The sequence below is a fragment of the Methanosarcina barkeri MS genome (assembly GCF_000970025.1).
Taxonomy (GTDB): Archaea; Halobacteriota; Methanosarcinia; order Methanosarcinales; family Methanosarcinaceae; genus Methanosarcina; species Methanosarcina barkeri.
In genome coordinates this window covers 3239194-3264855 of record NZ_CP009528.1, presented here as the reverse complement: position 1 = coordinate 3264855, position 25662 = coordinate 3239194, and the positions used below count along the sequence as shown (strand labels likewise).

Below are 25662 nucleotides of genomic sequence, written 5' to 3'. Positions count from 1 at the left end.
TATCTCGTCAGCATTAAAATGTCATATATAATTACTTAAAATGGTTCAGAATTCTTTTGTCTTTGGGGGTTAACGTGACACTATTTTAAAATTAACAATTTTTCCTTTCTCCATAAAGGCAATCTCGTCACTCATCCATTCAACAACCTTAATATCGTGGGAGATAAACAGAAAACTTATCTTGAACTTGATTTGCAGTCCCTTAAGAAGCGAAAGAATTTGAGCCTGGACAAGTGGATCGAGCATCGAAGTAGGCTCATCCGCTACTATTAATTCCGGTTTCATGCTAAGGACTCTTGCAATTGCAACTCTCTGAAGTTGACCTCCACTCAGCTCTTTAGGATAGCGAAAAAGAAGCTCTTCATTAAGGGAAACAATTTCAATAAGTTCCTTTACCCTCTCCAATTCTTCGTCTTTAGCGCAAAGCCTGTGAAGCCTTAAAGGTTCTGCAATTATATCATAAACTTTCATCTTTGGGTTCAAGCATGATTTAGGGTTTTGAAAAATAATTTGCATCCTGGTTCCCAGGTATTTTAAAGAGTGGTCTTTAAGTCCTGAAATGTCCTGACCATCAAAGATAATGCTACCTTCTGTCGGTTCAAGCAATCTCAACACTGTTCTTCCAAGTGTGGATTTTCCGCAACCACTTTTTCCAACAAGACCTAGAGTTTTCCCTTTTTCTATCCTAAAACTGACACCGTCTACAGCCTTGTTAACCTGAATCTGGAAAAGCCCGGAATAATAATGCTTTTTCAGATTTTTCACTTCTAACAATGCCATACGCCCACCTCCGCACACCCAGGAGAGGGAGTATCTGGGATCAATTGTGCTTCTCTTCTTACATTCTTACTGCCTTTTCTTCTTACATTCTTACTGTTTTTTTCAGATAATAAGCAGCGGACAAAATGATCATCTACATGTTCCAATAGTTCAGGGTGGATCTTTGAGCAGTCTGCCAGCTGGTTACTACATCGGGGATGGTACCTGCAACCGGAAGGAGGGGAGATCAGGCTTGGAGACTGACCTAAAACAGTCATTAGCCCTTTTTCTGGAAGAGAATGCAGTAGTGCAAAAGTATAAGGGTGTTTTGGATCGGAAATGACCGTTGCTGTCTTCCCGATTTCAACGATTTCTCCTGCATACATCACTGCAGTCCTATCTGTAAGTTTAGTGGCTACATCCAGATCATGAGTAATTAAGAGCATGGAAGAATTTTCCTTCCGGACAAGCTTGGTAATAATTTCTAGAATTTGCAATTTCATATCAGGATCAAGCCCCTTTGTAGGTTCGTCTGCAATAAGAAGTCTTGGCTTGAGAGCAAGCGCTACTGCTATCATAATTCTCTGCAGCATCCCACCACTAAACTGGTGAGGATATTCAGACTTTCTTGAGGAATCTATTCCAACAAGCTCAAGCATCTCTGAAGCTTTTTTTTCTGCATCTTTTTTTCTCATGCCTTCATGGTATCGATAAATTTCAGCAATTTGACTTCCTACAGAGAGTACGGGGTTAAAACAGATTGAAGGGTCCTGTAGCATGATCCCTATTTTCTTTCCTCTCAGGCTCCTCATTTCTTTTTCAGAAAGACTTAATATATTCTTACCCCTGTAAACGATTCTCCCTTCTATCCTTGCATTATTTGAGAGCAGCCTCAAAAGGGCTTTTCCAAGGGTAGTTTTTCCACAGCCTGTTTCTCCAATAAGCCCAAAAATTTCTCCTTCTTTGATCTCAAAGGAAATGTTCTCGTTTGCTTTTACAAGGCCCCTTGAGGTTTTGAAAGAGACGCTCAGGTTTTCTACTGAAAGGAGTTGAGTGGAGAGGAAAGAAATACTCATCTGTCCAGCACCTCCTGTTTAACAGACTGGCCCAAGCTGGCTCTTAATCCGTCTGCTGCAAAATTGAAAGCAAAAACTGTAAGCATAATCATGAGACCTGGAATAAAACAAAGGTGAGGAGATGTGCGCAGGTATGGAATTCCGGATTTGAGCATAGAGCCCCATTCAGGCGTAGGAGGCTGGATTCCAAGTCCTAGAAAACTCAGAGCAGAGGCAAAGATTATTACATTGGCAATCTCAAGAGTTCCAAGAACGATTACAGGTTCCATGCAGTTTGGAAGTATATGTTTTCGCATAATGTAAAAATTTGAGGGTCTAAGAGCCCTTGCCGCTTCCACAAAATCTCTCTTTTTCAAAGAGAGAACCTGTCCACGTACAAGCCTTGCATAAACAGGCCACTGAGTAAGGGAAAGGGATAGGACGACACTTAAACCCCCTGGTCCCAGCAGTCCTGCTATCATAAGGGCAAGAATAATATTGGGAAAAGCCAGCATCACGTCTACACCTCTCATAAGGATTTCATCAATCAGGCCTCCTTTGTACCCTGAAAACAACCCAATAGAGGTACCTGCAATGGATGTAACTGCAACAACGAGAATTCCAATGCCGAGAGAGATACGTGTGCCATAAATTACTCTTGAAAAAATGCAACGCCCAAATTCATCGGTTCCTAAAGGGTATTCACGACAGGGACTAAGAAATTGTTTGTCAAGTCTCTGGACAAAAGGATCATTTGGAGAGATATAAGGAGCAAATAGGGCCAGAAAACATAGGATAGCAATAAACAAAATGCTAAAGAGCACAAGTTTGTTTTTTTTAAACTCCCATAGACTTAGCCATAGACTTAGCCTTTTTTTATTTATAGAAAGTTTTTCAGCCATTTTTATATTTTCAATCATACATGTCATACCTGATTCTCGGGTCAAGCACTGCATACAATATATCTACTGCAAGACTGGAAAGAGAAAAGAGCACTGCGATAAAAAGAACACAGCCCTGAACCATAGAGAAGTCTCTTGCAAAGATCGAATCAACAAGAAGTTTTCCGATACCTGGCCAGGAGAAAATTGTTTCCACAATAACAGCTCCTCCAAGAAGATAACCCAATTGCATTCCTGCAAATGTAACAACTGGGAGTAAGGCATTTTTCAGTGCATGCCGTAAAACGATAGTATACTCATCAAATCCTCTGGCACGTGCAGCCAAAATATATTCCTTCTCCATCACCTCCATAAGGCTAGCTCGGGTAAGTCTGGCTGTAATTGAAGACATTGAAATTCCAAGGGTTAGAGCAGGAAGAGCAAGGTGATTCAGGCTTCCATACCCATAGCTAGGGAAAATATGAAGAGTCAGGGAAAAAAGCCAGATCAGAAGAATTCCAAGCCAGAAGTTAGGGATAGAAATACCTATCAGGGAAATAAACGCGCAACAATTGTCAAGCAGAGTATTTTTCTGGAGAGCGCCCAGAACTCCTATAGGTAAGGCGATTAGGAGAGAGATTAATAAGCCGGCAACTGTAAGTTCTATAGTCGCCGGTAACTTCAGGAGAATTTCTTCAAGGACATCATCAGAGGTTATAATAGATCTTCCAAGATCAAGATGCAAGAGATGATCCAGCCATATAAAGTACTGGAAATAAACAGGAGCATCAAGTCCTTCTGCTTCCCTGACGGATTCAATCTGGCTTGCATCGAGATCCTGTCCATATCTCTCAAGAGCTATGAGCTCAGCAGGATCTCCTGGCGCAAGGTACATAGCAACAAAAGAAACAAGAGTAACCCCTGATATTACTACTAGTACCATGGCCAAGCGCTTTGCAATGTACTTCCACATAGATATTCTTCTTACTTTTCTGTCATTTTCTGATATCGATCTCTTAATTTCTGATGCTCTCAGACATTTCATTTTAAGTTTTATCTTCCATCTCTTAAGTTCCATTTTAAGTTTTATCTTCCCGTCTATGAAGTTTCATTTTAAGTTTTATCTTCCCGTCTATGAAGTTTCATTTTAAGTTTTACCTTTCCATCTGCGCAGTTTTTTAATGTTCCATCTTTTCGGAATCTTGTTTGAATTTACTTTCTTTCAAGATAAACTCCAGAAAGATCCAGCCAGGGATCTTCTGCTGTTATCACAAAGCCTTTTACAGAAGGGCCGGTTGCTACCACCTTTTCTTCATGTACAAGATAAAAAGCAGGGACTTCTTTTATTACAAAGGCCTGTAGAGCGTAATAGAATTCCTTCTGTTTCTGTGGATCTATGGTCGAATCTGCTGCGTCTACAAGCTGGTCGTAGGTTTCATTGTGGTAGTGAGAGTAAGGACTTTTAGAATGGTGAATAAAGAAGTGTTTTGGATAGGGGCCCCATACAAAATAGCCACTTCTTAGTATCATGCCAAAGTTTCCCACACCTTCTAGTTTGCTGATCGCTCCCTCATCAAGTACTTGAATTTCCACATTCATTCCTATTTTCCTGAGATCTTCCTGCACAACCTGAGCCATAAGAGTATGCCTGGCTGCCCATGCACCCTTACTTACAAGCAAGGTACAATTCAAGGGACTTCCATCTTTTTCTAAAATTCCATCCCCATTGGAATCTTCCCATCCTGCTTCTTTAAGTAGAGCCTTTGATTTATCAAGGTCTTGCGAATATGTCTTCAGGTCAGGGTCAGAGTACATCATGTTGGGGGAATACGGTCTTCCTCCTGCCGGTTTTCCAATGCCGTTAAGAACACCGTTCACCAGGGTATTGGTATCGATTGCATAAGCAACACTCTGGCGTATTTTTGTGTCGTTAAAAGGAGTTTTATCGCAATTGAATTGAAGGAAATCCGTAAAGGTACTTAACTTCCTTTGAACCTGGATACCTTTTTTGGCTTCGAGCCTCTTGACATCGTACTCTGGAACCTTGATAATCATATCCAGTTCCCCATTCTCAAAAGCCATAACTTGCGTAGAAGGATCAGGGATAACTTTAAAAATAACCTTGTCAAGCAGAGACTTATTTCCCCAGTAAGCGTCATTTCTGGTAAGCACTATTTCCTGATCTTTTGTCTGCGATTCAAACTTAAAAGGACCTGTCCCTACCGGTTTGACAAAATTTCCTGCTTTATCAAGACAGCCAGGCCCCATTATGGGCCAGGCTACATGAGTCAGGTAAAAAGGCAGAGGCATGGGTTTTTGGAGAACAAATTTCACGGTATAGTTATCAATAGCCTCTACACTTTTAATCGGTTTCAGTACTGCCTGTCTCACATAAGATTTGTTAGAGTAGGAAAACACAACCGAGTCTGAGTTAAAAGGTGTACCATCATGGAAGGTCACATTCTTGCGTAGGTGGAAGAGCCATGTCGTTCCGTTGTCAGGCGTTTCCCACGACTCGGCGAGTCCTGGGGTAATATTCAGGTTAGAGTCAAGCCTTACAAGGGTTTCATAGACTTGAGACCAAACAAACCTGGCATCGCCATCCGCAAACTTGTCAAGATACCAGTTGTTAACGTCTGAACTTATGCCCACAACAAGGTCCTGAGAGTTTTCCCCGAAACTGTCTCCTTTGGCAGTTTCATCCTTATCTCCGCCTATGCAGGCACTTGCACCAATTACTGCAAGCAGCATGCAGGTTAATAAAATAAATTTGAAATTCCGATCCATATGATAATCCTCAATTCGGCTAAAAGGACTTCTAAAAGCGGCTCTTTCGAGAAGAAATCGAAGAAATCGAAGAACACGATTTATCTCAAAATTAAAAACCAATTTAAACACTGTATAGGCTAGAACGATAGATATATTTATAATATCTTTTTAGTGTGAATGCATTGTTATAATAAATATGAATTTAATAAGTTATTGTAATACTTGGTTATATAAAAGGATTTTTTTATAAAATATAATGTAAACACTGTTAACAAATGTATTACCTGGTTGAAAACCTGAACAAATAAACCAATTCTCAATATCTCGAAAATCGGGGTAAAGTATCGTATTCAACTGGTGAAATGGGCGGTGTATTATTGCATTTGCAGTGCAATTCAAGAAAATCTCCATTTTTCTTGAATGTCAATCAGAGTTCAATAAGTGTAATTTTAGTGGTTGTCAGCTCTAATGCATTTGTTTTACCATTTAATAAAGTATATATATTCATATTTGTATTCGTTTTTGTAACATATTTTGATAATTTGTATTTTGATAGTTTTAAGTAATTCGATATGTAAATAGTTTGAGCTGATAATATGGATCCATGTAACATTGACTGGAATGAAGTCTGGAAAAGGACGTTGGAAAGAGAGTTAGAATCGAACAAAAATGTAGATTGTTCATCTATATGGCAGAACAAGGAAAGAGCCAGACGCTTCTGGAATATGTTTCAGGATAATAACGCAAAGGCAATAACCGAAAAGAGGATAAAGGGCATGAAACTCTCTTCTGACTCCAGAGTTCTTGATATAGGGTCAGGACCCGGTACCCTTGCAATTCCAATTGCACAGCAGGTAGCTCATGTAACTGCTGTTGAACCTTCTGACGGCATGATGAGCATCATGCAGGAAAACATTAAAGAGTACGGAATCAATAACATCGACTGCGTACACAAAGATTGGGAAGCCATTGATGTCGAATCCGACCTTTCTGCTCCTTATGATGTGGTTTTTGCTTCTTATTCCTTGGGCATGAAAGACATACGGACTTCGGTTCAAAAAATGATAGCTGCTTCTTCAAGGTATGTTTATCTGTACTGGTTTGCGGGGGAAACTTCATGGGATGCGCATTCTCGGAGACTCTGGCCTTTCCTTCACGGACGTGAGTATCAGCCAGCCCCGAAGTGTGATGTTCTTTACAATGTGCTCTACAATATGGGAATCTATCCAAATGTTAAAGTTTTCCCTTTCGAGCACATCCACAGGTATGCAACTTTTGAAGAAGCAGTTGAGGATTTCAAGTCGTACTACAATGTAACCTCTAGTACCCAGGAGACCGTTCTCAGGTCCTATCTGAAAGACATTCTTGAGGTAGATAATGAAAATCTTATTCAAAGAGGATGGTCTACCAGAGTAAAAATGTGGTGGGAAAAACAAACTGAGTAGATAGGGGACCTTAATGAACCGCTATTTCCTCTAGAAAATGCACGTTTCTGTCAAGCTTGAACATAATTGTTTTGAGGCTTTTTAAGTATTTCAGAACGGCACTGTCAGGTCTACGAGGGATAAGAATCATTTTCAACATAACTCAAATTTATAATTTGTTCATTTCTCGTAGACTTGAAAGAACTTCATGGATACCGTCATAGATAGGATAAAGACTATTCTTTAGTCGTGAATCAGGTTGATGTAGATGGCAAAAAAGTCCGGTTCTCTCTATGTAAAAATGGAAGAAAAGTCAATCCCTAAATTGTGAAAACGGATGGGACTCTTGAAGACAAGATATTTATAGCAACTGCATACATCGAAAGTGGAAATGTCAAGCTCTACTTTTTGTGTGGATATCCTCATAATTTCCTCATAACAATCAATGCGGTCTTGAATCGAAAATCATTTTATCCATAGAGAATGGCGAATAGTCATTTTCCCTGTAACTCTTCTATTTAATTTTTAACTTCTGCTATTTTATGTAAATATTTTTATTGTTAATGGTCTTAAAGCCAGAAGAGGCAAAATGTACATAAATAAACGAGACATGGTATAAAATGAGTAACTTGTGTTTGAATGAAGCTTAGGGGTAAATAACAAACTTATAAGTGAGATGATCCTGTGAAAACCTATCTTCTGGTCTGGTTCAGCAGTGAAGGGACACGTCCGTCAGAAGTAAACCAGCGGCTAATGTCTCTGGGATTCGAACCAGTGAAGGGCAGCTACGATTTTGTATACAACTGGAATAGCAATGTCAGTGTCGAGAAAATTCTCGAATTTGGGGACAAGGTATATCTGAGCCTTCAAGGTACAGGTGCTATGTTCAAACTGGAAACACTGTAAAACCGTGCTTGCTAAAATTGAATATCCTAACCCTGTTTAGCAGGGCATATGCCTGATTTCAAGCAGTAAATAAGCTCCTGCTCAGGGTTATCCTACAGGGTAGTCCATATTGTGGTTTCCTTCGTGCTATCCCTGCCAGTTTCGGAGATGTTCAAGCCCTTTTCTTGTTTCGGTTTTTTTCCTGCTTGCGTTTTTCCAGGGAATCCCGGAACTTTATGTAATCGCAGGTATCTCCTTCAAGAGTAATTATTCTGCCATTAATGCTTCCTTTTTCGATTATAAGTTCTACAACACTTGGGTTTGACATCCTGGGTTTGGTAGGAGAGCCTGGACAAACAAGCACAACATCTCTTTTCTCTATCAAAGGCCTGTGCAGGTGACCGAAAATCAGAATGTCTACATCCATTTCTTTTGCCAGGTAACCCTGTGCAGTTGTATCGTTAACCGAAAGCCCTCCTTCGTGTACAACTCCGATTTTTACGCCTTCAACTTCGAATTTCAGTCTTTCTGGAAGGAGCTTTTTGAGTTCGGAAGCATCATCGTTTCCAGAAACGGCCTTTAATTTGCCGCTGGCGTTGAAGGCGTTATAGGCTTTTACAGTATTGAAATCCCCTGCATGGACTATAAGGTCACACTCGTTCAGAAGCGTTTGAAGTTGCTGGGGAATTACTCCATTTTTCAGATGAGTATCGGAAAGTACAATCAGTTTCATGGAAAATCTCCTAATTATATGAAATATATTATTTTAAGATAAATCTATGGCAGGCCTTTTGAAATAATGCTTGAGCGCAACCCTTTTGAAATAATGCTTGCCCGCAACCCTTTTTAAAAAATGCTTGACCGAAAACCCCGAGAAACGTTTGAGTTTGAAAATCTTATCCTCAAACCCTATCGGCGTGATCACAACCCTTTTTAAAAAATGCTTGACCGAAAACCCCGGCAACAACATGGTCGGCGTGATCAAACGACTCAACGCAAGCTTTTTCAAAAAGGACTTGATCAAAACCTGATACTTCAAGATAAATCGAGTTATGTTCTCCTTTTTTGAGGGGTTTGGGTTTTATAATATTGATGGTCTCTCTTTATTTGATTGGTGTTTTAAAATATTAGTCGAATAAAGATGGGCCATCTAGATTTTTAAAAACTTGAAAACTGTTTTTTCATTTACTCTGGTAATTCTTCTAGTATAGATTAATTTCCTTACTTTTACATCCGTTCAAGTAAATCTAAATATTTTTAAACCTTGTAAAGTCAATTCATAAAACCATCTTTGAAACAAAATATTAAGGGTAACCTCATTTTTCCTGTTCAGGTATTTCATTCATACTTATAAATTATAAACATATAACTTCATATTTTCAGCTTTGGAATTGATTTATAGTCCTATTCCCCCAAATAGTCATCTTTGGTAACAAAAACCCTTAGTATTTTATATTTGAATCATTCCTAAATATATTGAAAGTTATTCGCGGGCAAGATTCATGAAAACAAGGATTGAAATAAAAACAAATGGAGGCCAAACATGAAAAGACTTACCAAAAAAGCATGGTTTCATAAAAGGCGTATTGGTTGGGGAGTTAGCCCAGCTAGTTTAGAAGGCTGGTTGGTAACTATTGGATTTATAATTGTTGCTCCACTTGTCGGTATACATTATTCTGAAGAGAGCATAACCAGATATGCTATTCTTACAGTAATGGTAATTATTCTTATTGCAATTATTCTTTTAACTGGCGAAGCACCAGGTTCTGAAATGTTGGATAAGTTAAAGAAAAAAAATGATAAATAAGGAAATTAGTGCATTTATTTCAGTCAAATGCCCAAGCTAGCTTGCTGCGGGGATGGAAAACTTCCCAGGTAACAGTTAATGATAAGATTTACAACTCCATTTTTTTGTTTATTGACTTCTGCTCGAACTAAACATTATCAGGTTTATTGTCTTCTTTTACGGAATTTCGAGCGGTGGCGCAAGCATACCCCATTTTTTGCAGTGGGGTGCGCCAGCGCAACTTTAAATTAAAAATTAGAATGAATTACTCGAGAGTCAGATCTACGAGTTCGTACTCAAGATTTTCGGTTTCCAGCCTGTTAAGAAGGGAAGGAACCTGCTCATCTACTGAGACTACAAGGGATGATAAGCCATGGTATGCAGCCTCAATAACTGATTCGTTACTTCCGAACATAACATTCGGGGTTATGTCGAGCTTGCGCAGGGCTATAAGTGCTTCCACGCCTATAGCTGCGATATAGGGTTTTGAGCTTGTCAGAACCCTCAGGCGTTCAATATCTACTTTTCTTGAGCCTCCACGCTCAATCCTTGGGACCTTGCAGATTGTAATTGTAGCATTTTCCAGGTCGATCAGGCCTCGCAGGCTTGTTACTCCTACATCTTCTCCAGCAGATGCGTCGGAAATTACATTGCCTGATGCACCTGTTTTTTCCGTGCTGCTTACGTACAGGAGTCCACCTTCCATTTTCAGGTATACCTGCTGGTCTTCCTTTACATCCTCTTTTGCAATTGCTGTCCAGGTTGAGATATGGTTGATTATGTCCTCCATGACAAAGCGGGCATACTGCTTCATTTCCGTGGCATTATCAAGGACCCATTCCACACCTTCTTTTGTAATCCTATAGCGGACCCGTCCCTCAGTAACTATCAGCCCGTCATTTACAAGTTCTTTAATATATTCGGAAACTGCCTGGGGAGTTATTCCTATCTTTGCGGCAATTTCTTTTTGTCTTACGTTCGGTTGGTGGGCTGCAATTTCGATAAGGACCTGAAACTTGGTTACTCCACTTTTAGTTTGGAGGATTTTGATCATCAATCGTAGTTCTCCTCTACATCTTCAATTATTTTTAACCGTTGCCCCATTACAGAAAGCCTTTCAGATCTACGGGCGACAGCACAAATATAAAATGGGTTTCTATTAAGTGTCCGTGTGAGGCTGCTCATGGAGGTATTGCCTTCTTCTACTAGCTTTTCCAGTTCTTCCATCGCATCCTTGACCTCATCGTATGGTTTGAAGGTCAGCATGATGATATCGCTTAAATCCTCAAAAGAACACTGAAAATTAACCTGAACCTTGGAATAGGAACTGTGGTATTCTTTGGAGGGTTTTTGCCCTGCCTCTGGAACTCTCCACTGGCTCTCCAAGAGCCCGGCTTTTTTCAAGATATGAAGGCTTCTTGATGAGTCTGCACCCATGAATTCATCTATTTCTGCTTTTGTCATCCATTTGCTTGAAAGTGTGTCAAATATTCTTTTGTGAGTTCTTGACCCAAAAGTCCTGAGTAATGGTACTAAATAGGAAGGATCGTTAATTATTCGAGTTCGTTTACCCATTTACTCCTCTCCTTCTCGTCTTATGTTATAAGCTTTCAAATATAATAAAGATTTGTAATTTGATTATTCTCTATAATCAATATCAAGCCCTTCAGGCCCGTCCCAGTTAAAAATCGGCGCATTTCGCTTCAGTTCACGGCATTTTTCATAAAGTGCATGGGCTACAATAGGGAGAGCTATAGTAGCATCCACGAAGACCTGCACTTTTTTTGCCTGAGATGCAATTTTTCCCCAGGAAACGGCTTCATCGAAAGTGCAGCCTGAAAGTCCTCCCCAGTGAGGGGCATCAGTAGTGTACTGAATTGCATAATCATGCCCTCCGATTTGCATTCCAAGAATAGAAGCTATCACTTCAGTCTGCTGAATAAAATTCTTAGGGACTCCACCTCCAATATAGACAACTCCTGTTTTTCCTGATTTTTCTACAATCTGAGTAACCTCATCAACGTCTTTTATCTGGTCAATCTCAAGTTTCAATCCTCTTCTTCTTGCAATGGTTAGCCCGATTCCTATTGAACTGTCTGAAAGTGCAGGAACGAATATAGGAATATTATGTCTGTATGCACTTACGATTATAGAATCTTCAGCCGCTCCGCGTTTTGCCAGTTCCTTTCCGAGCAGGTACATAAATTCCCTTGAGGAACAGGAAATTTCCCCAATTTCTTCTGCAAAATCCGCAATCAGGTTATCTGCGGTTCTGAACTCTTCTTCAACTGCAAAAACGTCATAGATCCTGTCAACGCCGTGCTCAAAGAGGTTTTCATCGTCAACCAGATGTGAACCCACATAGTGTTTCTTGCCAAGCGCTTCGTGCGAATCATGGAACAGGTTTGCTCCTGTGCTTACAAGACAGTCTATCATCCTCTCCCGGATCATATAGGAAATAATCCTGCGCATGCCAGCAGGGACCATAGCTCCTGACAGGCCCATAAGCACGGTCATATTCTTTTCTTTTAGCATGTTGTGCCATGCCTGGACAGATTCGGCCAGCTTTCTTCCCTGGAAGCCTGTCTTAAGCATTCCTTCCATCAATTCGCTTACAGATCTGTCCTTTACATCTATCGGAACGGTTGGGTTATCTGTGAATACATTAAGATGCATATCGTTCTCCTAATAAACAGATAATGATAGTTTTGCATATGATTTCTAATACCTGAAGGCATTTGGCGACAGGCTGTAAGAAATGCAAATAGCGCTATATAATTATATTATTTTATTAAATATCAATATATGCGGACTCTTCCCTGATGATATCACTAGAGATGAGTCTTCTTCAGGAAAACTAATTTGCCGGGTTTGAATTGGATCAAAGAATATGAAATTGACAGCATGATGAGTATATTTTTTCAGAGTGGAGTTCATAAACAATCGCAGAAATTATTAAGGGCATACTGTTAAATGTTCAGATAGTAAAGACTGCTGCGGATATCACGGTCATCCAGTCTCCACGTTCATCTACAGAAGATGACCTGGGAAAACTGAGAGTCTTGAGAGGGGATTCATTTGTCCAGGTGCTGTACATGCTCCTTGCAAGTTTTTCTGAATGTTCCCCAACGTCCTGAGCGGTTTCCCCATAGGCATGATATTCTGATATGTAACCGTGCCTGTTTATGCTTTGCGGGAGTGCACAGCCAACTGATGTACTGAGCGTCCTTCTTGGCTCATTGGAAGAAATCCTGGACATTACGCAAAATACAATCTCTCCGGGACTTAACTCTGCGAGTCCTTCCTCTTTGGACACAATCTCACAGTTAGGGGGCAGGATAGAACTTACAGTTACAAGATTAAATTTCTCAATACCTGCATCCCTTAGTGCAACTTCAAATGATTCAAGATTTTCGGGATGTGTACCAACTCCACTTGTAAAAAATACTTTTCTGGGAATTAATTTCGTGATCATCTTTGCAGCCTTGTGAAATAATCAATTTAAGCCTAATTCAGATGGCAATTATTATTTTTAAGCATTGCCCTTCAGTTCTGCGGAAAAAAGCTCAATTCTTATTTATTTAGTTAACTGTGAATATAAAAATTATATTAATTATTTTATTTTTCTCAATGTTTTTCTGGCTCAGGTTCAGTCTATGCTGGAAGACCGGAAAAAGCAGGTGTCTCTTGCAACAAAAATATGAAAAAACACTCCAATTAGAAACCTAATTTGATAGATTCTGTTAATTAATGCAATATCCTCTTACAAAAAATACATTGTATTGACACATTGCCGTGTGGTAAAATGAATAATGTCAAAAAAATCAATAAATACACAAGATAAATTTGAATTGTATGAAGAAAACAGATACCTGAAGATCATTCATACATTATCAAATATATCCTTCTGTCAAATTAAGGTGAGAAAAAGCAAAAAATAATACCAATGTATAATTAGAAGAAGCAAAATCAAAGAACAAAGTAAATGGAAATTTTGGAAAAAACGAGATTGAAGTAGATTTCTTCCTCACTCATTTGCTCTTACATTTACTCTTATATTAATTTAAGCTACAACCCATTTTCCGAAGACACCAAATGTTTGAGTTCTTACCTTCTTACCGTAGACTTTGATCGTCCATGGCGTTGCAGTCCACGCTCCTGTCTTTTTTGTTAACTTTACACCCGTATAACCATTTATTTTTCCATCATAACTGTCAGAATAAGGGCCGTATTTTTTTCCATCGGGTGCAATTACAGTGAGTGTTAGAGAATTTTTGTGGTTACCCCAATCACATTCTATCGTTATCGATTTAACTTTTTTCCGATCTTTAGTTTGCTTGTATGGGTTTGTCCTTGTTTTAGGCTGCCTGAAGCACATGTGGAAACGAGATTATCGATGTAGTTAATGTTAATAGACTGAGAAGCTGGATTAACTTCCTTTACTGAAACCATAGAATTATCTTCCTTGGCTGAAACTACAGACACAGCCATCATACTCACGACAATACATAACACAAAGAATTTCCATGTTTTCATATTATCACAAATAAAATAAAGAGATCTAATTATAAATAGTCAATTTTTACTTTTAATACTAATAATATTTTAATATTAATCATAAATACGCAATAAAAATAAAAAACGTTATTATTTTATTTATATATGCGAATAAAATTCCGTATTATTCTTCTAAACCTACACAAACGATTTAAAATAGTTGCACTATTTCCATTTCAATTATAACTATATGATAATTATAAATAATAATGCTATTTTTCTTAAAAGCTTGATTTCAAATCAAAATCATGCAAAAAAATGTATATAACGCTTTTAAATTTAGGACTTGCGCACTTGAGTAACAAAATCAATTACAGCAAAGACTGTAAATTAAACTGAACTTTCAAATAAACACAATTTTTCCTGAATTTTCAATAAAAACTAATAGCAAGAAGCACCTTTGCAAATTGGTAATTATATTATCCACTGATCATCCATTGGTCATTGGTTAAGGAATTTTCTTGCCTGAAAGCTATCGATTTTGCATTAGAAACCGGCCTTAAATTTTGGCCTATTAACATGAAATCGATGCCCTGTTCCAGCTTCTAACTTATTAAACTATTCACTAAATGTTGGGAAATTGACGCAATTTGTCATGATTCCTCACTTAACCGAAGACGCATGAAAAGGAATTCGTTTATTACTTAAAGTAATTGTCAGGCAGCCTGCGAAGTGCAGAGATTCTTCTTTTGCAGTATCAGAAGCTTTTTCGGATTATTGAGATAATTTAGTGATGTTATTATGAATTTCAGAATATTTTGGGCTGTCTGGATAAAAGACGCTCAATGTTGAATTTGTATTTTGTACTCTCCGAATGCCTTGATTATATGGAAAAATAATAGTGAGAACGTCGGAATGAATCCCTAATTTTCGAGAGTCATGCATATAATCATGACCATATTTCCACGAAACGTTTGTCAGCTGGATTGTGGCACTGTTAAGTCTTATATCCTTTATTTGCATTTCTGGAAATTTGAAAAATATTTCCTTCATTTTTGGCTCGAGATTTTTACTGCCAAAAAGGAATATATATGCCTTGGCAAATGGAGATAGATGATATTCAACATCAATTGTTGCATTTGTTCCACTAAACTCCATTACTATATTGTCAATATGGATATATTTTCCTTCCCTATATTGCTCAGAGTTCATTGCTGGAGATATTCTTGCAGCCAATAAAACGGCCGAAATAATAAGGGTAATTACAATTATTGGTTTTAAGTTCATAGTGACTCAGTTCCAGAATCTGGTAATAAAAATAAGTGTAACATCATTACATATTTATAATTTTATAATTGAGCCTATCCCATAACTCAAAACTGTTTCTCCGAATTGCCTCTGATTTCCCAGCATCATAATCACTATAAAGTAAATTAGTAAAGATTTTTGTCCTATTTTTGCACTTTTGGTGCCTGACTTTTTGGATAGCATCTATATTTTATCTGAGATTCATGCTATCTGTCAAATTCTATACCAAAAATTGATCAAAATCATAAAAATAGCCATCAAGAGAAAGAAAATCCTCTGTCAAATTGAATCATAATAAATGGGCAAAAATTTGTTGAAACAATATGACTTATTATAACGGATATGAAAACAATCTTTCAACATAAAAATCAAACTGTCGAACTCAGAATGAATAGACAAATTTGGCAAAAATGCTAGGGAATCTGTTTTTCAAGATCATTGCAACTTTTTAAAATAGTTCTCAGAGAACCTTTTAGGATTAAGGAAGCAAAAATAAGAGAAATCATTAGATTATGGGATTATGTCATTTTTCTCAATATTTTCTCAAATTAAATTTTCTTAAATTTTCTTTTGAGAGTTTAAAATATCTTTTTATATAAATTTGCCAATCTCTTCCTGTATTTTCTTTATTTCTCCCTTCAGGCTCTCTCATAAGCTTTATATTATGCAGAATAGTTACATCGTGTATTACTCCTTGCAATTTTCTTGCTTACTCCTCTCACATATAGGAAAGGTCAGGTCTTTTCAAAGATTCGGAAAAACACGGGTTCATTTTCCAGGCTGCTCTGAAAAACAATGTTTTTTCCGGCTGGAGGCCCGAAGAATTAATTAACAACAATAAAACATGATGTCGGTACAGATGGAAGAAAAACTTAACTTTAAACTCCTGGAACTACTTGAAGGCAAGCAGCTCTCAATCAGCGGGCTTTCCAGAGAACTGAAAGCCATAGGTATAGATGAGCACCGCCTGGTTCTTACAGGCTATCTCAGGGCGCTCAGAGACCTTGAAATTCTGGAAGAAACCGAAGTTCCCCCTTCGAAGATTTATGCCCTGCCTGAAAAAGGCAAAGAGTCTTCATCCGAAAAAGGCAAAGAGTCTTCATCCGAAAAAGGCAAAGAGTCCAGGTCTCCTGAACTTTCCGATCCAGAAGAAATTTATTTTATTCTCAGGTCTCAGCTTCTTAAAATCGATCTGGATTTCAGGATTCCTGTGGGAGTATATGTGGTCTCCAAACTGTTCGAAAGGCCCTGTTTCCGCAGGGAATTGAAGCTTCTGGGAATTACTCAAAAACATCTTGATCAGTACCTGGAAAAACCCGCCATAGTCTGTGAAGCTCAGGATGCACATTTGAAAAAAGCCAGAGCCGATATTACGAAAATTGAGATCCCTCACGATGACCCTGCATACGAAATACGGGCAAATAATGAAGAAGTAGTCAGACTTGCGAATGAAGTCTTTGCAGGGTTGATAAAGCGCAGGATTGACCTTGATGGCCTGGTAGCAAAGAGTAAACAAACTACTCTGCTCCCCTGATGAGTTTTCATTTATTTACTTTGCAATTCATTTCTTTAAAATTAATCTCTTTAAATTCGTTACTTCAAATTAATTTCTTAAGTTCATTGCTTAAAATTGGCTTATGCTAACAGGAATTAAACTGTTTGTTTTAACTGGCTGGTGGTTCGGACGTGAAAGTTGCCTGTATACAGATGGACGTGCTGCATTGCAGAAAACAGGAAAACCTTGAAAAAGCTCTTCATATGGCTCTTAAAGCGGTAAGAAAAGGAGCCGAACTCATTGTTTTACCCGAGGTCTTCTCAACAGGGTTTTGCTACGAGCATTTTGACCATGCAGCAGAGACCTTGCCTTCTCCTCTCCTTGAAAACCTGGCCTGTTTTTCCGAGGCTAATGATTGCATTATCATGGGCTCAGTAATTGAAAAAGTCGCTTCGGAAGAGATTTCTGACATTGGAACACCTGCGGATTCTGAAAATTCTACTCTTTCGAATTCCATTAATTCCCCATTTTACTACAATCTCGGCTTTTGCTTTGAGTCAGGAACCCTTGCAGGTAGTTACCGGAAAACTCATCCCTTCAAAACCGAAAACAATTATTTCTCAAAAGGCGACTCTATAGAGCCCATTTCTCTTAAAAAGCAAAATCTGAAAATTGGTTTTGAGATCTGCTATGACCTTCGTTTTCCCGAGGTTGCAAGAAAACTTTCCCTTGCTGGTTCTGACCTGCTTGTGACCACAGCTGCATTTCCTAATCCAAGGTCTGAACACTGGAATATTCTTGCAAAGGCAAGGTCGATTGAAAACCAGATCCCACATATTGCCTGCAACAGGATAGGTTCTGCTCCTGACTGCAGTTATTTCGGCAACTCCATGATAATCGATGCCTGGGGTGAGGTAAAAGCCGATGCCGGCAATAAAGAGTGCATAATAGTGCATGACCTTGACCTGTCCAGGAAAAATGAAGTTCGTAAAATGATTCCCGTTTTTGAAAATCGGAGAATTGAGCTTTATTCTGAAGATCTAAAGATTATTTAAGTTTTTTTCGATAATAATTTCCGTGACTGTATTATTTATCATCTTAATGGAAACTGGTTTATCCTAATTGGTTGAATCTGATTTTTCAATTTTTGCGGAGTTTTAGTCATTAGAGTCTTAGTTATTAGAGTCTTAGTTATTAATTTCTCTCATTGACAGTTAAAGTTTTTAATTTCACTGATTTGCTAATTTTCACTTCCCTGTGTAAACTATCTCTCAGATAACATCATGTCCAATCAGAGGTTTTTTATTATATCCAACCCGCGTTTTCTTTCATTAATATCCAGCCCGCGTTTTCTTTCATTATGTCCAGTTAGAGGCTGCTCTTATTATGTCCGACCAGAGACTGCTTTTTTTACATTTCATCCTCACTTTTCAGAAAATAATATACTCACTAGATAAAAAAATGTATATATTATGAACAATGCAATAAATTAACAGAATTTACTATATTTTTTGTTGAAGACATCTAAATTAAGAACAGTTTGTTACTTTTGGTTATCAAGACTGCGTTGAGTTGAAAAATACAAACATGCCGTGATATTTAATATTTGGAGGAACAGATAGATGGTCTCTAACTACAGATATAAACCCAGGGTCTTTTTTGCTGCGACCTTTATCTTAACTTATGCTTTCTTGTTTGCAGCAGCATATCTAAGTTTTCAGGACGAAAATGATGGACTTTATATGATATTAATAATTCTTGCACTGATGGTGCCTTTTTTAATCTCATTTTTTATGATTTTTGCTTCAAAAAATTCGGATTTAAAAAAGGATTTTGTTAACAGGCTTATCAACCTCAGGCTAATAAGGGCAAAAATGCTTCCAGTATTTTTCCTGGTAATGCCTCTAGCTGTTCTCGTATCCATCTTTATTTCACTTCTGTTTGGAGGATCAGTTTCGCAGTTTCAACTTGTTGATGGTTTCTCTTTCTCGACAGGGGCTGTACCTACGTTGTTTTTTCTTATGCTTACTGCATGTTTTGAAGAGCTTGGGTGGAGAGGATATGCGTTTGATAGCCTGCAGAGCCGGTACACCTACTTCATGGCATCAATAGTTTTCGGCATACTATGGTCGCTCTGGCACTTTCCTCTTATATTTGTCAACAACTTCTATCCGTATAACATTCTTCATGAAAACATATGGTATGCAGTGAATTTTTTTGTCGGCATTATCCCTATGGGCGTATTAATCAGCTGGATATGCATTAAAAATAGAAAAAGTATTCCTGCAGCAATTCTCTTTCACTTTATTGTAAATATCTGCCAGGAGGCACTGAATGTGACTCAGACGACCAAGTGCATTGAGACTTTGGTTATTACTGTAGTTGTCGCTGTTATTATTGTATTAGACAAAGAGATGTTTTTTTCAAAAGTAAGCCCTGTTCCTGAGACTCAAAATCTCGCTTCTGAAACTCAAAATCCTGCTTCTGAGGCTCACTAAATGACAGACGAATCCGAAAAAATGACGGCTGAACAAAAAAATCTTTATTCCAGATTCCTTTTTATCTGGTTTGGACAATTTATCTCAGTAATAGGCACTGGGCTTACTGTTTTCTCCTTAGGGGTATACGTATATCAGCAAACAAATACTGCTTCTAGCTATGTTTTTATACTGATGTGTGTCTTTTTACCGCCCTTTCTGCTAAAGCCCTATGGAGGGATACTGGCAGACCGTTATGACAGACGTTTAATGATGATTTTAGGAGACTTAGGAGCAACCCTTGGGCTTCTTTTCATATTTTTTATGATGCTAAAAGGAAATATTCAACTCTGGCAAATTTACCTTGGGATTGCAACAAGTTCTGTTTTTTCGGCTTTTCAGGAACCAGCTTATAAAGCTTTAATTACTGACCTCTTACCTGAAGCTCAATATGCCAGAGCAAGTGGGCTGGTGCAGTTAGCAAGTTCTGCTCAATATTTAATTTCTCCTTTTTTAGCCGGAATTTTGTTAACAATAATTGATATTAAATTTATATTTTTAATCGATACTACCACTCTCTTAATTTCCAGTTCTATTGTCATCTGGATAAGAAATATTTCAGGCAAGGTAAAAATAGACCAGCATAAACAAAACATCATAGCGGACCTTAAAGAGGGAATGAAAGAGTTCTCTAATAATAGAGGCGTATTTAATTTGGTTATTATTACCATGATCACACTTTTTTTTGTCGGATTGCTTCAGTCTCTTTTTATTCCGCTGCTGCTGAGCTTAACAACAGTAAAAACAGTGGGGATCTCTCAATCAATATGTGCTTCAGGCATACTAATCGGAAGCTTGTTTATTGGAGTATTTGGCAGCAAGAACAAGTATGTGAAAACATTATCTATCTCTTTGTTCCTGTCAGGTATATTCTTTGCAAATTTAGGACTTTCAAAAAATATCATATTTGTTACTCTAGCAGGATTCATGTTTTTTGCCACTTTGCCTTTTATTAACACCTCTATTGAGGTCTTAATTAGAAAAAATATTGACAATAGAAAACAGGGGCGTGTATGGTCTCTCATTTCCATGATTACTTATCTTGGCTCCATAATGGCTTTTGCAGTTGCAGGTTTCTTAGCAGATAAAATTTTCAATCCTCTTTTAGAGGTGGATGGTTTACTGGCTGAAACGGCAGGTTTTATCACTGGAACGGGAGAAAACAGGGGGATTGCCCTTATGTTTATAATCTCCGGATTAATGATCTCTATGATTGCTTTATTGATCTGGCAAAACGAGAAAATAAAGAGATTAGAATATGTTGAAAGTCAGGATTCAGGCATAGACCTATCCTTTCAGCCAGGCTGATAAATTAACGGGCATCCAATTATTTATCAAGAACAAAATTAGGACTTATGCAGTTGAACTGAAGAATCAACAGCATCAGACCGTTAACTGTCTAAAACATAGCTTTAATCTACAGTCTTTGCTGTAATTGATTTTATTCCTCAAGTGCGTAAATCCTAAAAATAAACCTCAATAATGACTTTCTGCCTTTTTACGCGGCGGATTTGCAGGAAAGACCCAGTATGAAAGTCCAGTATAGCAGATAATGTTATACTGGCCCAAAAAACCTGTAATTTGCTTTTTTTTAGGTGGGTCAATGATGGAAATCCTCACAAATGGTGGAAATTTTATTAAAAGTACTTGCATGCTTTTAAAAAATACAAAATCTGTAAAATATCTGTAAATTTTACTGCGGAAAGTGCGTTACAAGTCTCAGTTACCAGACTATTAAATTATCTTGTTCAGCATTCCAGTAATAAGCTGTAAGTCAATTCCTGTTCCACTGATTAGTAAGCGTTCTTTTTTATTGCCAAGTAACTTCTGTGTCCAGTCAACGAAGCCACCATCTACAAGTTCTATACCTTCAACAATAATCTTGAAATTAATACCCTGATAATAACTAGTATTAGTTTCTTCCTTATTTAATGTGATTTCAGTATCTGGATATGTCTCACAAAGATAGCAGTGAACTCTATCAATAAATCCAATTTTATCGGTATAGCCATTTCTCAGGTTCATGGTTACTTTGATTTTATGTCCTAATTTCTCTTCAAAATAATTTATATAATACTGTATATGTCTGGTTATTGCAGCCTTTTCAAAGCCATAAGAACCCGTATCTTTTCCAGAACTGACAAGGGTAAACAAGCTAAAGTGAGGAACAAAAGCATCAACCTTGAACATTTGTCCACGAGTAACTCTGCAGGCCGCAGATAAATGAACAGGATTTTTTGTATTATCAATGGTTTTATTTTTTATTTTATCTGCAAGGTATATAGCAAGCATGTTGGTACTGTCTGCAGTTAGCTCCAATCCTCTTGTTGCAGAGATAACATTGGTTTGATCAACTTTAGCTATAACAGAACAGCTTCCCAAAAGGCTTGCAGGAGAAAGCAAAACAGACGAAAAACCTGAGGCTTCAGCCATTTGGAGCATTAAAATTTCTACTTGCTTCACCTTAATAGGACTAAGTTCTGATGGCTTTACAAATCGGTTAGATTCGTATTTGTTTAAGATATCGTTAGGAGTGTTTTTGTTCGCTATTTCTTTTGAAAGAGCAAGCAAAAGTGTATTAATTTCAGATTGTGACAGCCTGGTTATAAGCTCGTTTATCAAATTTTTGTTGCCTGCTTTTTCAAGAACATTTGTAATGATACTTTGTTGTTTCACTACTACTCCCCTCTTATTTTTTCTTTATTCTTTGACAGGTACTTCCTTCTTCGACGGGTACTTCCTTCTTCGACAGGTACTTCCTTCTTCGACAGGTACTTCCTTCTTCGACAGGTACTTCCCGATAGCCAAGGACAACATTTTTCTAATATTGCTTTTGCCTGGACAGCCTTCTATGCGATTTTTGAGGTCAGTGAAGCTAATTATTCGGCTGGATGGCAGTTTGTCCATTCAATTTATTACTTATATTTTATGCGTGCAGTCTAAACCTAAACACTGCTTAATTCTAAAAGTAATAGGAATTTTTACCGAATAATTAGATGAGTATTTATTGTTATTGAAAACAATATAAAATAATTTTATAACTATGCCAAAAAAAGAAAAAATAAGACGTTCCGGGCTTCTTCAATCTACCCGGATACATATTGTTTAGTCAGTGTTTAGTCAGAAATCACTTTTTTCCATTACTCTTTCTTTTTTCCTTCAATGTAAATTGCAGGCCTCAGGGGTTCTGCAAACCTTGCCTTCTTTTCAGGGTCAAAGGCAGGAGAGTCGGCACTGTGGACTTCAACAGGGCAGCCAATCTCTTTTTCCAGGAATGAAATTGACTCTTTCAGGAGGGCCTGTTCATCAATATCAGGACCTGTAAGGATTTCATACCTGTCCGAGCTCCCACTTTTGAACTCCGGGACAATTTTCTGTACAAACTTCGGGATCTCCTTGCCGAAGCGTTTGAAGTCGGGGTTTGACATTAGCTTTTTAATAAGGGTGCCTACTTCAAGCGAGCATTCAAGCTGCATTTCACAGGCGCACCTGATTGCTTCGGCTTTCCAGGTGGGGGCCGTATAGAGGTGGACCTTCTGCGGGGTCATTTTTGTTACCCTTATAATCTCCTCAACGTCCTCCAGGGTTCCCTTTATCATTTCTTCGGCAAGCTCCGCGCCGTCATCTATCAGATCTTCGTTATAGAGAGGGTACTGGGCAAGAGAGACCGGGTCCTTATGCCCCATTGCTTCCCAGATTTCCTCACAGAGGTGTGGGGTAAAAGGAGCCATAAGCCTGACCCAGTTGTCCAGCACATAGTAGAGTAGGGTATCTCCTCCTCTTCTCTGGTACCACTTGATATCGTTTTGCAGCAGGAAGAACGAATTCTGGATTGCTTCCCTTGTCTGAATAGAGTAGAGGGCTGTATTTGTTCCCTTGATATAGTTCTGTATCCTCGATAGTATCCAGTGGTCGATCTGCTTTAGCTCGGTGCTCAGATCTGCACGTTTTCCACTCTCTATAACATTCTTTGCAAAAGAATAAAACCTGTCCATCTGCCTTCTGGCAGACTCGATCCCTGTTTTCTGCCAGTCTGCATCCTGCGTCTGCTCGGCGGTGGAAAGGATATACATTCTTGTTATGTCCGCTCCGTAAGTGCTGACTGCATTTTCCATTGTCAGGATCGGGCCTTTTGACTTGCTCATTTTCTGCCCCTCAAGGGAGACAAAGCCGTTTACTGCAAGAGCTTTAGGCCACTTGTCCTCTTCAAAGAGGGCTACATGGTGGAATAGGAAAAAGAGCAGGTGGTTCGGGACAAGGTCTTTGCCTGATGAGCGCAGGTCAACCGGATACCAGTAGTTAAAATGCCTGCGGATCTCTTCAAGAAGCTCCGGATTGAGGCCAGTATCCGCACTGGCTGCTGCCAGATCGCCCTTCCCAAGCAGGACGTAGTCGAAGAATGACAAAGTAAGGTTTTCTATCTTCAGTTCCCCACTTTCGATAAACCTGACAATAATATAATAGCTCATGTAAATTGTCGAATCTCCAAGAGATTCAATCAGCCATTCCTTATCAAAGGGAAGGTGAGTTCCAAGCCCTTTCCTGCGGGCGCAGGCTTTATCCTTAAGCCAGTCAATCTTGTTTTCAAACTCGACCCTGTACTCTTCGGGAATAATTCGCATCTGGTCGAGGCACTTATAGACCTTTGCTTTCCATTCGGGATTTGAATAATTAAGGAACCACTGGCCTTTGACCATATTTACTACACAGGGAGTGCCGCAGCGGCAGACAACAGGTTCACTGAATTCGTAAAAGGTCTCTCCGGCATTTGAGCTGATTAAGTCCTTTGTAAGGATATCCTTGATTTTGGAGACAGCCTGTCCTTCGTATTTTCCTGTTATCTCCTTAAGAACTCCCCCGTGGAACTCCCTTCTGTATACGATCTTTGTAGCTTCTTCGGCTTTAGGGTCTTTCTGGCTTGTAATTCCCATGCTTTCAACGATTTCCTTTGCAGGGAATTCTCCAAATTCAGGAACTTTGATAAGGGAAATCAGTTTGATTTTCCTAAGGTCTTCGGTTATCCCGTACTCGCTCAGGTCAACATCATAAAGGTCGCGAAGGGCCAGGTAGTCAAAAGGTGCATGGGCAGGCACACTCATTACTATTCCGCTTCCGTTTTCAGGCCGGACAAAGGATGCAGGAAGGGAAATTACTTCGTCATCTGTAACCGGGTTTGTGAGTTTTATTCCTATTATTGATTTTGCAGGTACGTCTTCAATATACTCAACTGTCCGGTCCGTAAAAGTCAGTTTTCGGAAAGCTTCTTTGCTGACAACCCAGAACTCCTCGTTTCCATCCAGTGTGACCTTTGCTTTTACATAAGTTACATCAGGGTTGACCCACAGGTTAGTTACTCCGTACGTTGTTTCCGGCCTGAGGGTTGCGCAGGGCAGGACCAGGTCTTTATACTGGAACTTGATCAGCGTATATTCAACAATAGTGGCTTCTTCCCCATACAGGATATCATGATCCTCTACAGGGTTATTGTCGTTCGGGCACCATTTTACCGGATGGGAGCCTTTTACGATCAGGCCCTTTTCTCCAAGCCGGATATACTGCCACTCAATGAACTTTTTATATGTCGGGTCAGTCGTTGTAAACTTGCGTCTCCAGTCAATGGAGTACCCGATATTACGCATGGCTTTCTCGGATTCGCGCTTGAAATAATCAACAATTTTTTCAGGGGTATCGAGCGTCGGCAGGATGTCTCCGGGAATCCCATGAAGGCGCTCATAAACGTCCATGGTCTGAGGGTCCCGATTTGCAATCAGTTCGGCAAGCCCCACAATGGGTGTACCTGTCACATGAAAGCCCATAGGGTAAAGCACGTTATACCCAAGCATCCGTTTGTGCCTTGCAACAACATCCCCTATGGTAAAAGTCCTGGTATGCCCTGCATGCAGGTTCCCGTTCAGGTAGGGGTAAGGGATGGTTATAAAAAATTTTTCTCGCTTATCGGGTTCGGCCTGGAAAATCTGGCTCTCATTCCACTTTTTTTGCCATTTCTTTTCGATCTCGTGAGGCTTATAATCCTGCTCCATTCGTGTTCACGCCCATCGATTATTCTTGTGTTGAAAAAATTTGATCCAATTAAAAGGATTTGATATTACCAAAAGAATTTGATAAACCGTTTGAATCTGAATAACAGTCTGAATCTGAATAACAGTCTGAATCTGAATAACAGTCTGAATCTAAATAACAGTAAGAGGTTTCTGGAAGTTATAACCTCTTCCAGTAAACCATGAAGGATTGAAGGAGCCGGATTC

The 25662-nt window shown here is 38.8% G+C and carries 24 protein-coding genes; 7 read left to right on the top strand and 17 right to left on the bottom strand.

Features of this window, described 5'->3' with window-relative positions:
* Nucleotides 1-69: 69 nt before the first annotated feature.
* From MSBRM_RS13120 to MSBRM_RS13100, 5 genes are all read right to left on the bottom strand, one after another.
* Nucleotides 70-780, bottom strand: coding sequence for an ATP-binding cassette domain-containing protein (locus MSBRM_RS13120; protein WP_048120986.1), 711 nt, complete (start codon nucleotides 778-780; stop codon nucleotides 70-72).
* Nucleotides 768-1835 carry an ABC transporter ATP-binding protein gene (locus tag MSBRM_RS13115; protein WP_048120985.1) on the bottom strand — a complete coding sequence of 356 codons (1068 nt, stop codon included), beginning with the start codon at nucleotides 1833-1835 and terminating at the stop codon, nucleotides 768-770. Before MSBRM_RS13115 ends, MSBRM_RS13120 begins: the two co-directional genes overlap by 13 nt.
* Entirely contained in the window at nucleotides 1832-2743 is a 912-nt protein-coding gene (gene nikC / locus MSBRM_RS13110) for a nickel ABC transporter permease subunit NikC (protein WP_048120983.1), read from the bottom strand. Before nikC ends, MSBRM_RS13115 begins: the two co-directional genes overlap by 4 nt.
* The gene (nikB, locus tag MSBRM_RS13105; protein ID WP_230628883.1) at nucleotides 2727-3773 is read right to left on the bottom strand and encodes a nickel ABC transporter permease; all 1047 of its coding nucleotides are present in this window, start codon (nucleotides 3771-3773) and stop codon (nucleotides 2727-2729) included. The genes nikC and nikB overlap by 17 nt, the downstream gene beginning before the upstream one ends.
* Nucleotides 3774-3907: 134 nt before the next feature.
* Nucleotides 3908-5482 carry an ABC transporter substrate-binding protein gene (locus MSBRM_RS13100; protein ID WP_048155951.1) on the bottom strand — a complete coding sequence of 525 codons (1575 nt, stop codon included), beginning with the start codon at nucleotides 5480-5482 and terminating at the stop codon, nucleotides 3908-3910.
* A 578-nt stretch (nucleotides 5483-6060) separates the two neighbouring features.
* On the opposite strand from MSBRM_RS13100, the gene MSBRM_RS13095 reads away from it, so the two are divergent.
* Nucleotides 6061-6909, top strand: coding sequence for a class I SAM-dependent methyltransferase (locus MSBRM_RS13095; protein WP_048120978.1), 849 nt, complete (start codon nucleotides 6061-6063; stop codon nucleotides 6907-6909).
* A 663-nt stretch (nucleotides 6910-7572) separates the two neighbouring features.
* Nucleotides 7573-7794: a hypothetical protein gene (locus MSBRM_RS13090; RefSeq protein WP_048120976.1), complete on the top strand. Its 222-nt coding sequence runs from the start codon at nucleotides 7573-7575 to the stop codon at nucleotides 7792-7794.
* A gap of 151 nt (nucleotides 7795-7945) precedes the next feature.
* Here MSBRM_RS13090 and MSBRM_RS13085 read toward each other — a convergent pair whose 3' ends face one another.
* Nucleotides 7946-8506: a metallophosphoesterase gene (locus MSBRM_RS13085; protein ID WP_048155949.1), complete on the bottom strand. Its 561-nt coding sequence runs from the start codon at nucleotides 8504-8506 to the stop codon at nucleotides 7946-7948.
* A gap of 33 nt (nucleotides 8507-8539) precedes the next feature.
* On the bottom strand, nucleotides 8540-8782 hold the full coding sequence (locus tag MSBRM_RS13080; protein ID WP_155400474.1) for a hypothetical protein: 243 nt from the start codon (nucleotides 8780-8782) through the stop codon (nucleotides 8540-8542).
* Between the two features lie 534 nt (nucleotides 8783-9316).
* Between MSBRM_RS13080 and MSBRM_RS13075 the strand changes: the two genes are divergently transcribed.
* Complete coding sequence (locus MSBRM_RS13075; RefSeq protein WP_048120972.1) at nucleotides 9317-9580, top strand: hypothetical protein; 264 nt, start codon at nucleotides 9317-9319, stop codon at nucleotides 9578-9580.
* A 244-nt stretch (nucleotides 9581-9824) separates the two neighbouring features.
* Here MSBRM_RS13075 and MSBRM_RS13070 read toward each other — a convergent pair whose 3' ends face one another.
* The 7 genes from MSBRM_RS13070 to MSBRM_RS20540 form a co-directional block, all read right to left on the bottom strand.
* Nucleotides 9825-10613, bottom strand: a complete 789-nt coding sequence (locus MSBRM_RS13070; protein ID WP_176722104.1) for a DUF7839 domain-containing protein — start codon at nucleotides 10611-10613, stop codon at nucleotides 9825-9827.
* The gene (locus MSBRM_RS13065; protein ID WP_048120968.1) at nucleotides 10613-11134 is read right to left on the bottom strand and encodes an ArsR family transcriptional regulator; all 522 of its coding nucleotides are present in this window, start codon (nucleotides 11132-11134) and stop codon (nucleotides 10613-10615) included. The genes MSBRM_RS13070 and MSBRM_RS13065 overlap by 1 nt, the downstream gene beginning before the upstream one ends.
* 63 nt (nucleotides 11135-11197) lie before the next feature.
* Complete coding sequence (locus MSBRM_RS13060) at nucleotides 11198-12235, bottom strand: deoxyhypusine synthase (RefSeq protein WP_048120965.1); 1038 nt, start codon at nucleotides 12233-12235, stop codon at nucleotides 11198-11200.
* A 301-nt stretch (nucleotides 12236-12536) separates the two neighbouring features.
* Nucleotides 12537-13034 (bottom strand): pyruvoyl-dependent arginine decarboxylase, encoded by a 498-nt coding sequence (locus MSBRM_RS13055; protein ID WP_048120963.1) that lies wholly within the window; start codon nucleotides 13032-13034, stop codon nucleotides 12537-12539.
* Between the two features lie 588 nt (nucleotides 13035-13622).
* Nucleotides 13623-13937, bottom strand: a complete 315-nt coding sequence (locus tag MSBRM_RS13050) for a hypothetical protein (protein ID WP_052712894.1) — start codon at nucleotides 13935-13937, stop codon at nucleotides 13623-13625.
* An 893-nt stretch (nucleotides 13938-14830) separates the two neighbouring features.
* A complete protein-coding gene (locus tag MSBRM_RS13045) occupies nucleotides 14831-15343 on the bottom strand; it encodes a hypothetical protein (RefSeq protein WP_048120962.1) in 513 nt (170 codons plus the stop codon).
* Nucleotides 15344-15896: 553 nt separating this feature from the next.
* Nucleotides 15897-16064 (bottom strand): hypothetical protein, encoded by a 168-nt coding sequence (locus tag MSBRM_RS20540; RefSeq protein ID WP_155396519.1) that lies wholly within the window; start codon nucleotides 16062-16064, stop codon nucleotides 15897-15899.
* 159 nt (nucleotides 16065-16223) lie between these two features.
* Between MSBRM_RS20540 and MSBRM_RS13040 the strand changes: the two genes are divergently transcribed.
* From MSBRM_RS13040 to MSBRM_RS13025, 4 genes are all read left to right on the top strand, one after another.
* The gene (locus tag MSBRM_RS13040; RefSeq protein ID WP_048123405.1) at nucleotides 16224-16898 is read left to right on the top strand and encodes a hypothetical protein; all 675 of its coding nucleotides are present in this window, start codon (nucleotides 16224-16226) and stop codon (nucleotides 16896-16898) included.
* A 152-nt stretch (nucleotides 16899-17050) separates the two neighbouring features.
* A complete protein-coding gene (locus MSBRM_RS13035; protein WP_080941566.1) occupies nucleotides 17051-17914 on the top strand; it encodes a nitrilase-related carbon-nitrogen hydrolase in 864 nt (287 codons plus the stop codon).
* 567 nt (nucleotides 17915-18481) lie between these two features.
* Nucleotides 18482-19357: an MmRce1 family CPBP family CAAX prenyl protease gene (gene mmrce1 / locus MSBRM_RS13030; RefSeq protein ID WP_048120961.1), complete on the top strand. Its 876-nt coding sequence runs from the start codon at nucleotides 18482-18484 to the stop codon at nucleotides 19355-19357.
* A complete protein-coding gene (locus MSBRM_RS13025) occupies nucleotides 19358-20704 on the top strand; it encodes an MFS transporter (protein WP_052712893.1) in 1347 nt (448 codons plus the stop codon). It begins immediately after the preceding gene.
* Between the two features lie 426 nt (nucleotides 20705-21130).
* On the opposite strand, the gene MSBRM_RS13020 is transcribed toward MSBRM_RS13025, so the two are convergent.
* The 3 genes from MSBRM_RS13020 to leuS form a co-directional block, all read right to left on the bottom strand.
* On the bottom strand, nucleotides 21131-22072 hold the full coding sequence (locus tag MSBRM_RS13020) for a hypothetical protein (protein ID WP_048155943.1): 942 nt from the start codon (nucleotides 22070-22072) through the stop codon (nucleotides 21131-21133).
* 24 nt (nucleotides 22073-22096) lie between these two features.
* Nucleotides 22097-22303, bottom strand: coding sequence for a hypothetical protein (locus tag MSBRM_RS13015; protein ID WP_048155940.1), 207 nt, complete (start codon nucleotides 22301-22303; stop codon nucleotides 22097-22099).
* Between the two features lie 233 nt (nucleotides 22304-22536).
* A complete protein-coding gene (leuS, locus tag MSBRM_RS13010) occupies nucleotides 22537-25437 on the bottom strand; it encodes a leucine--tRNA ligase (RefSeq protein WP_048155937.1) in 2901 nt (966 codons plus the stop codon).
* Nucleotides 25438-25662: the final 225 nt, after the last annotated feature.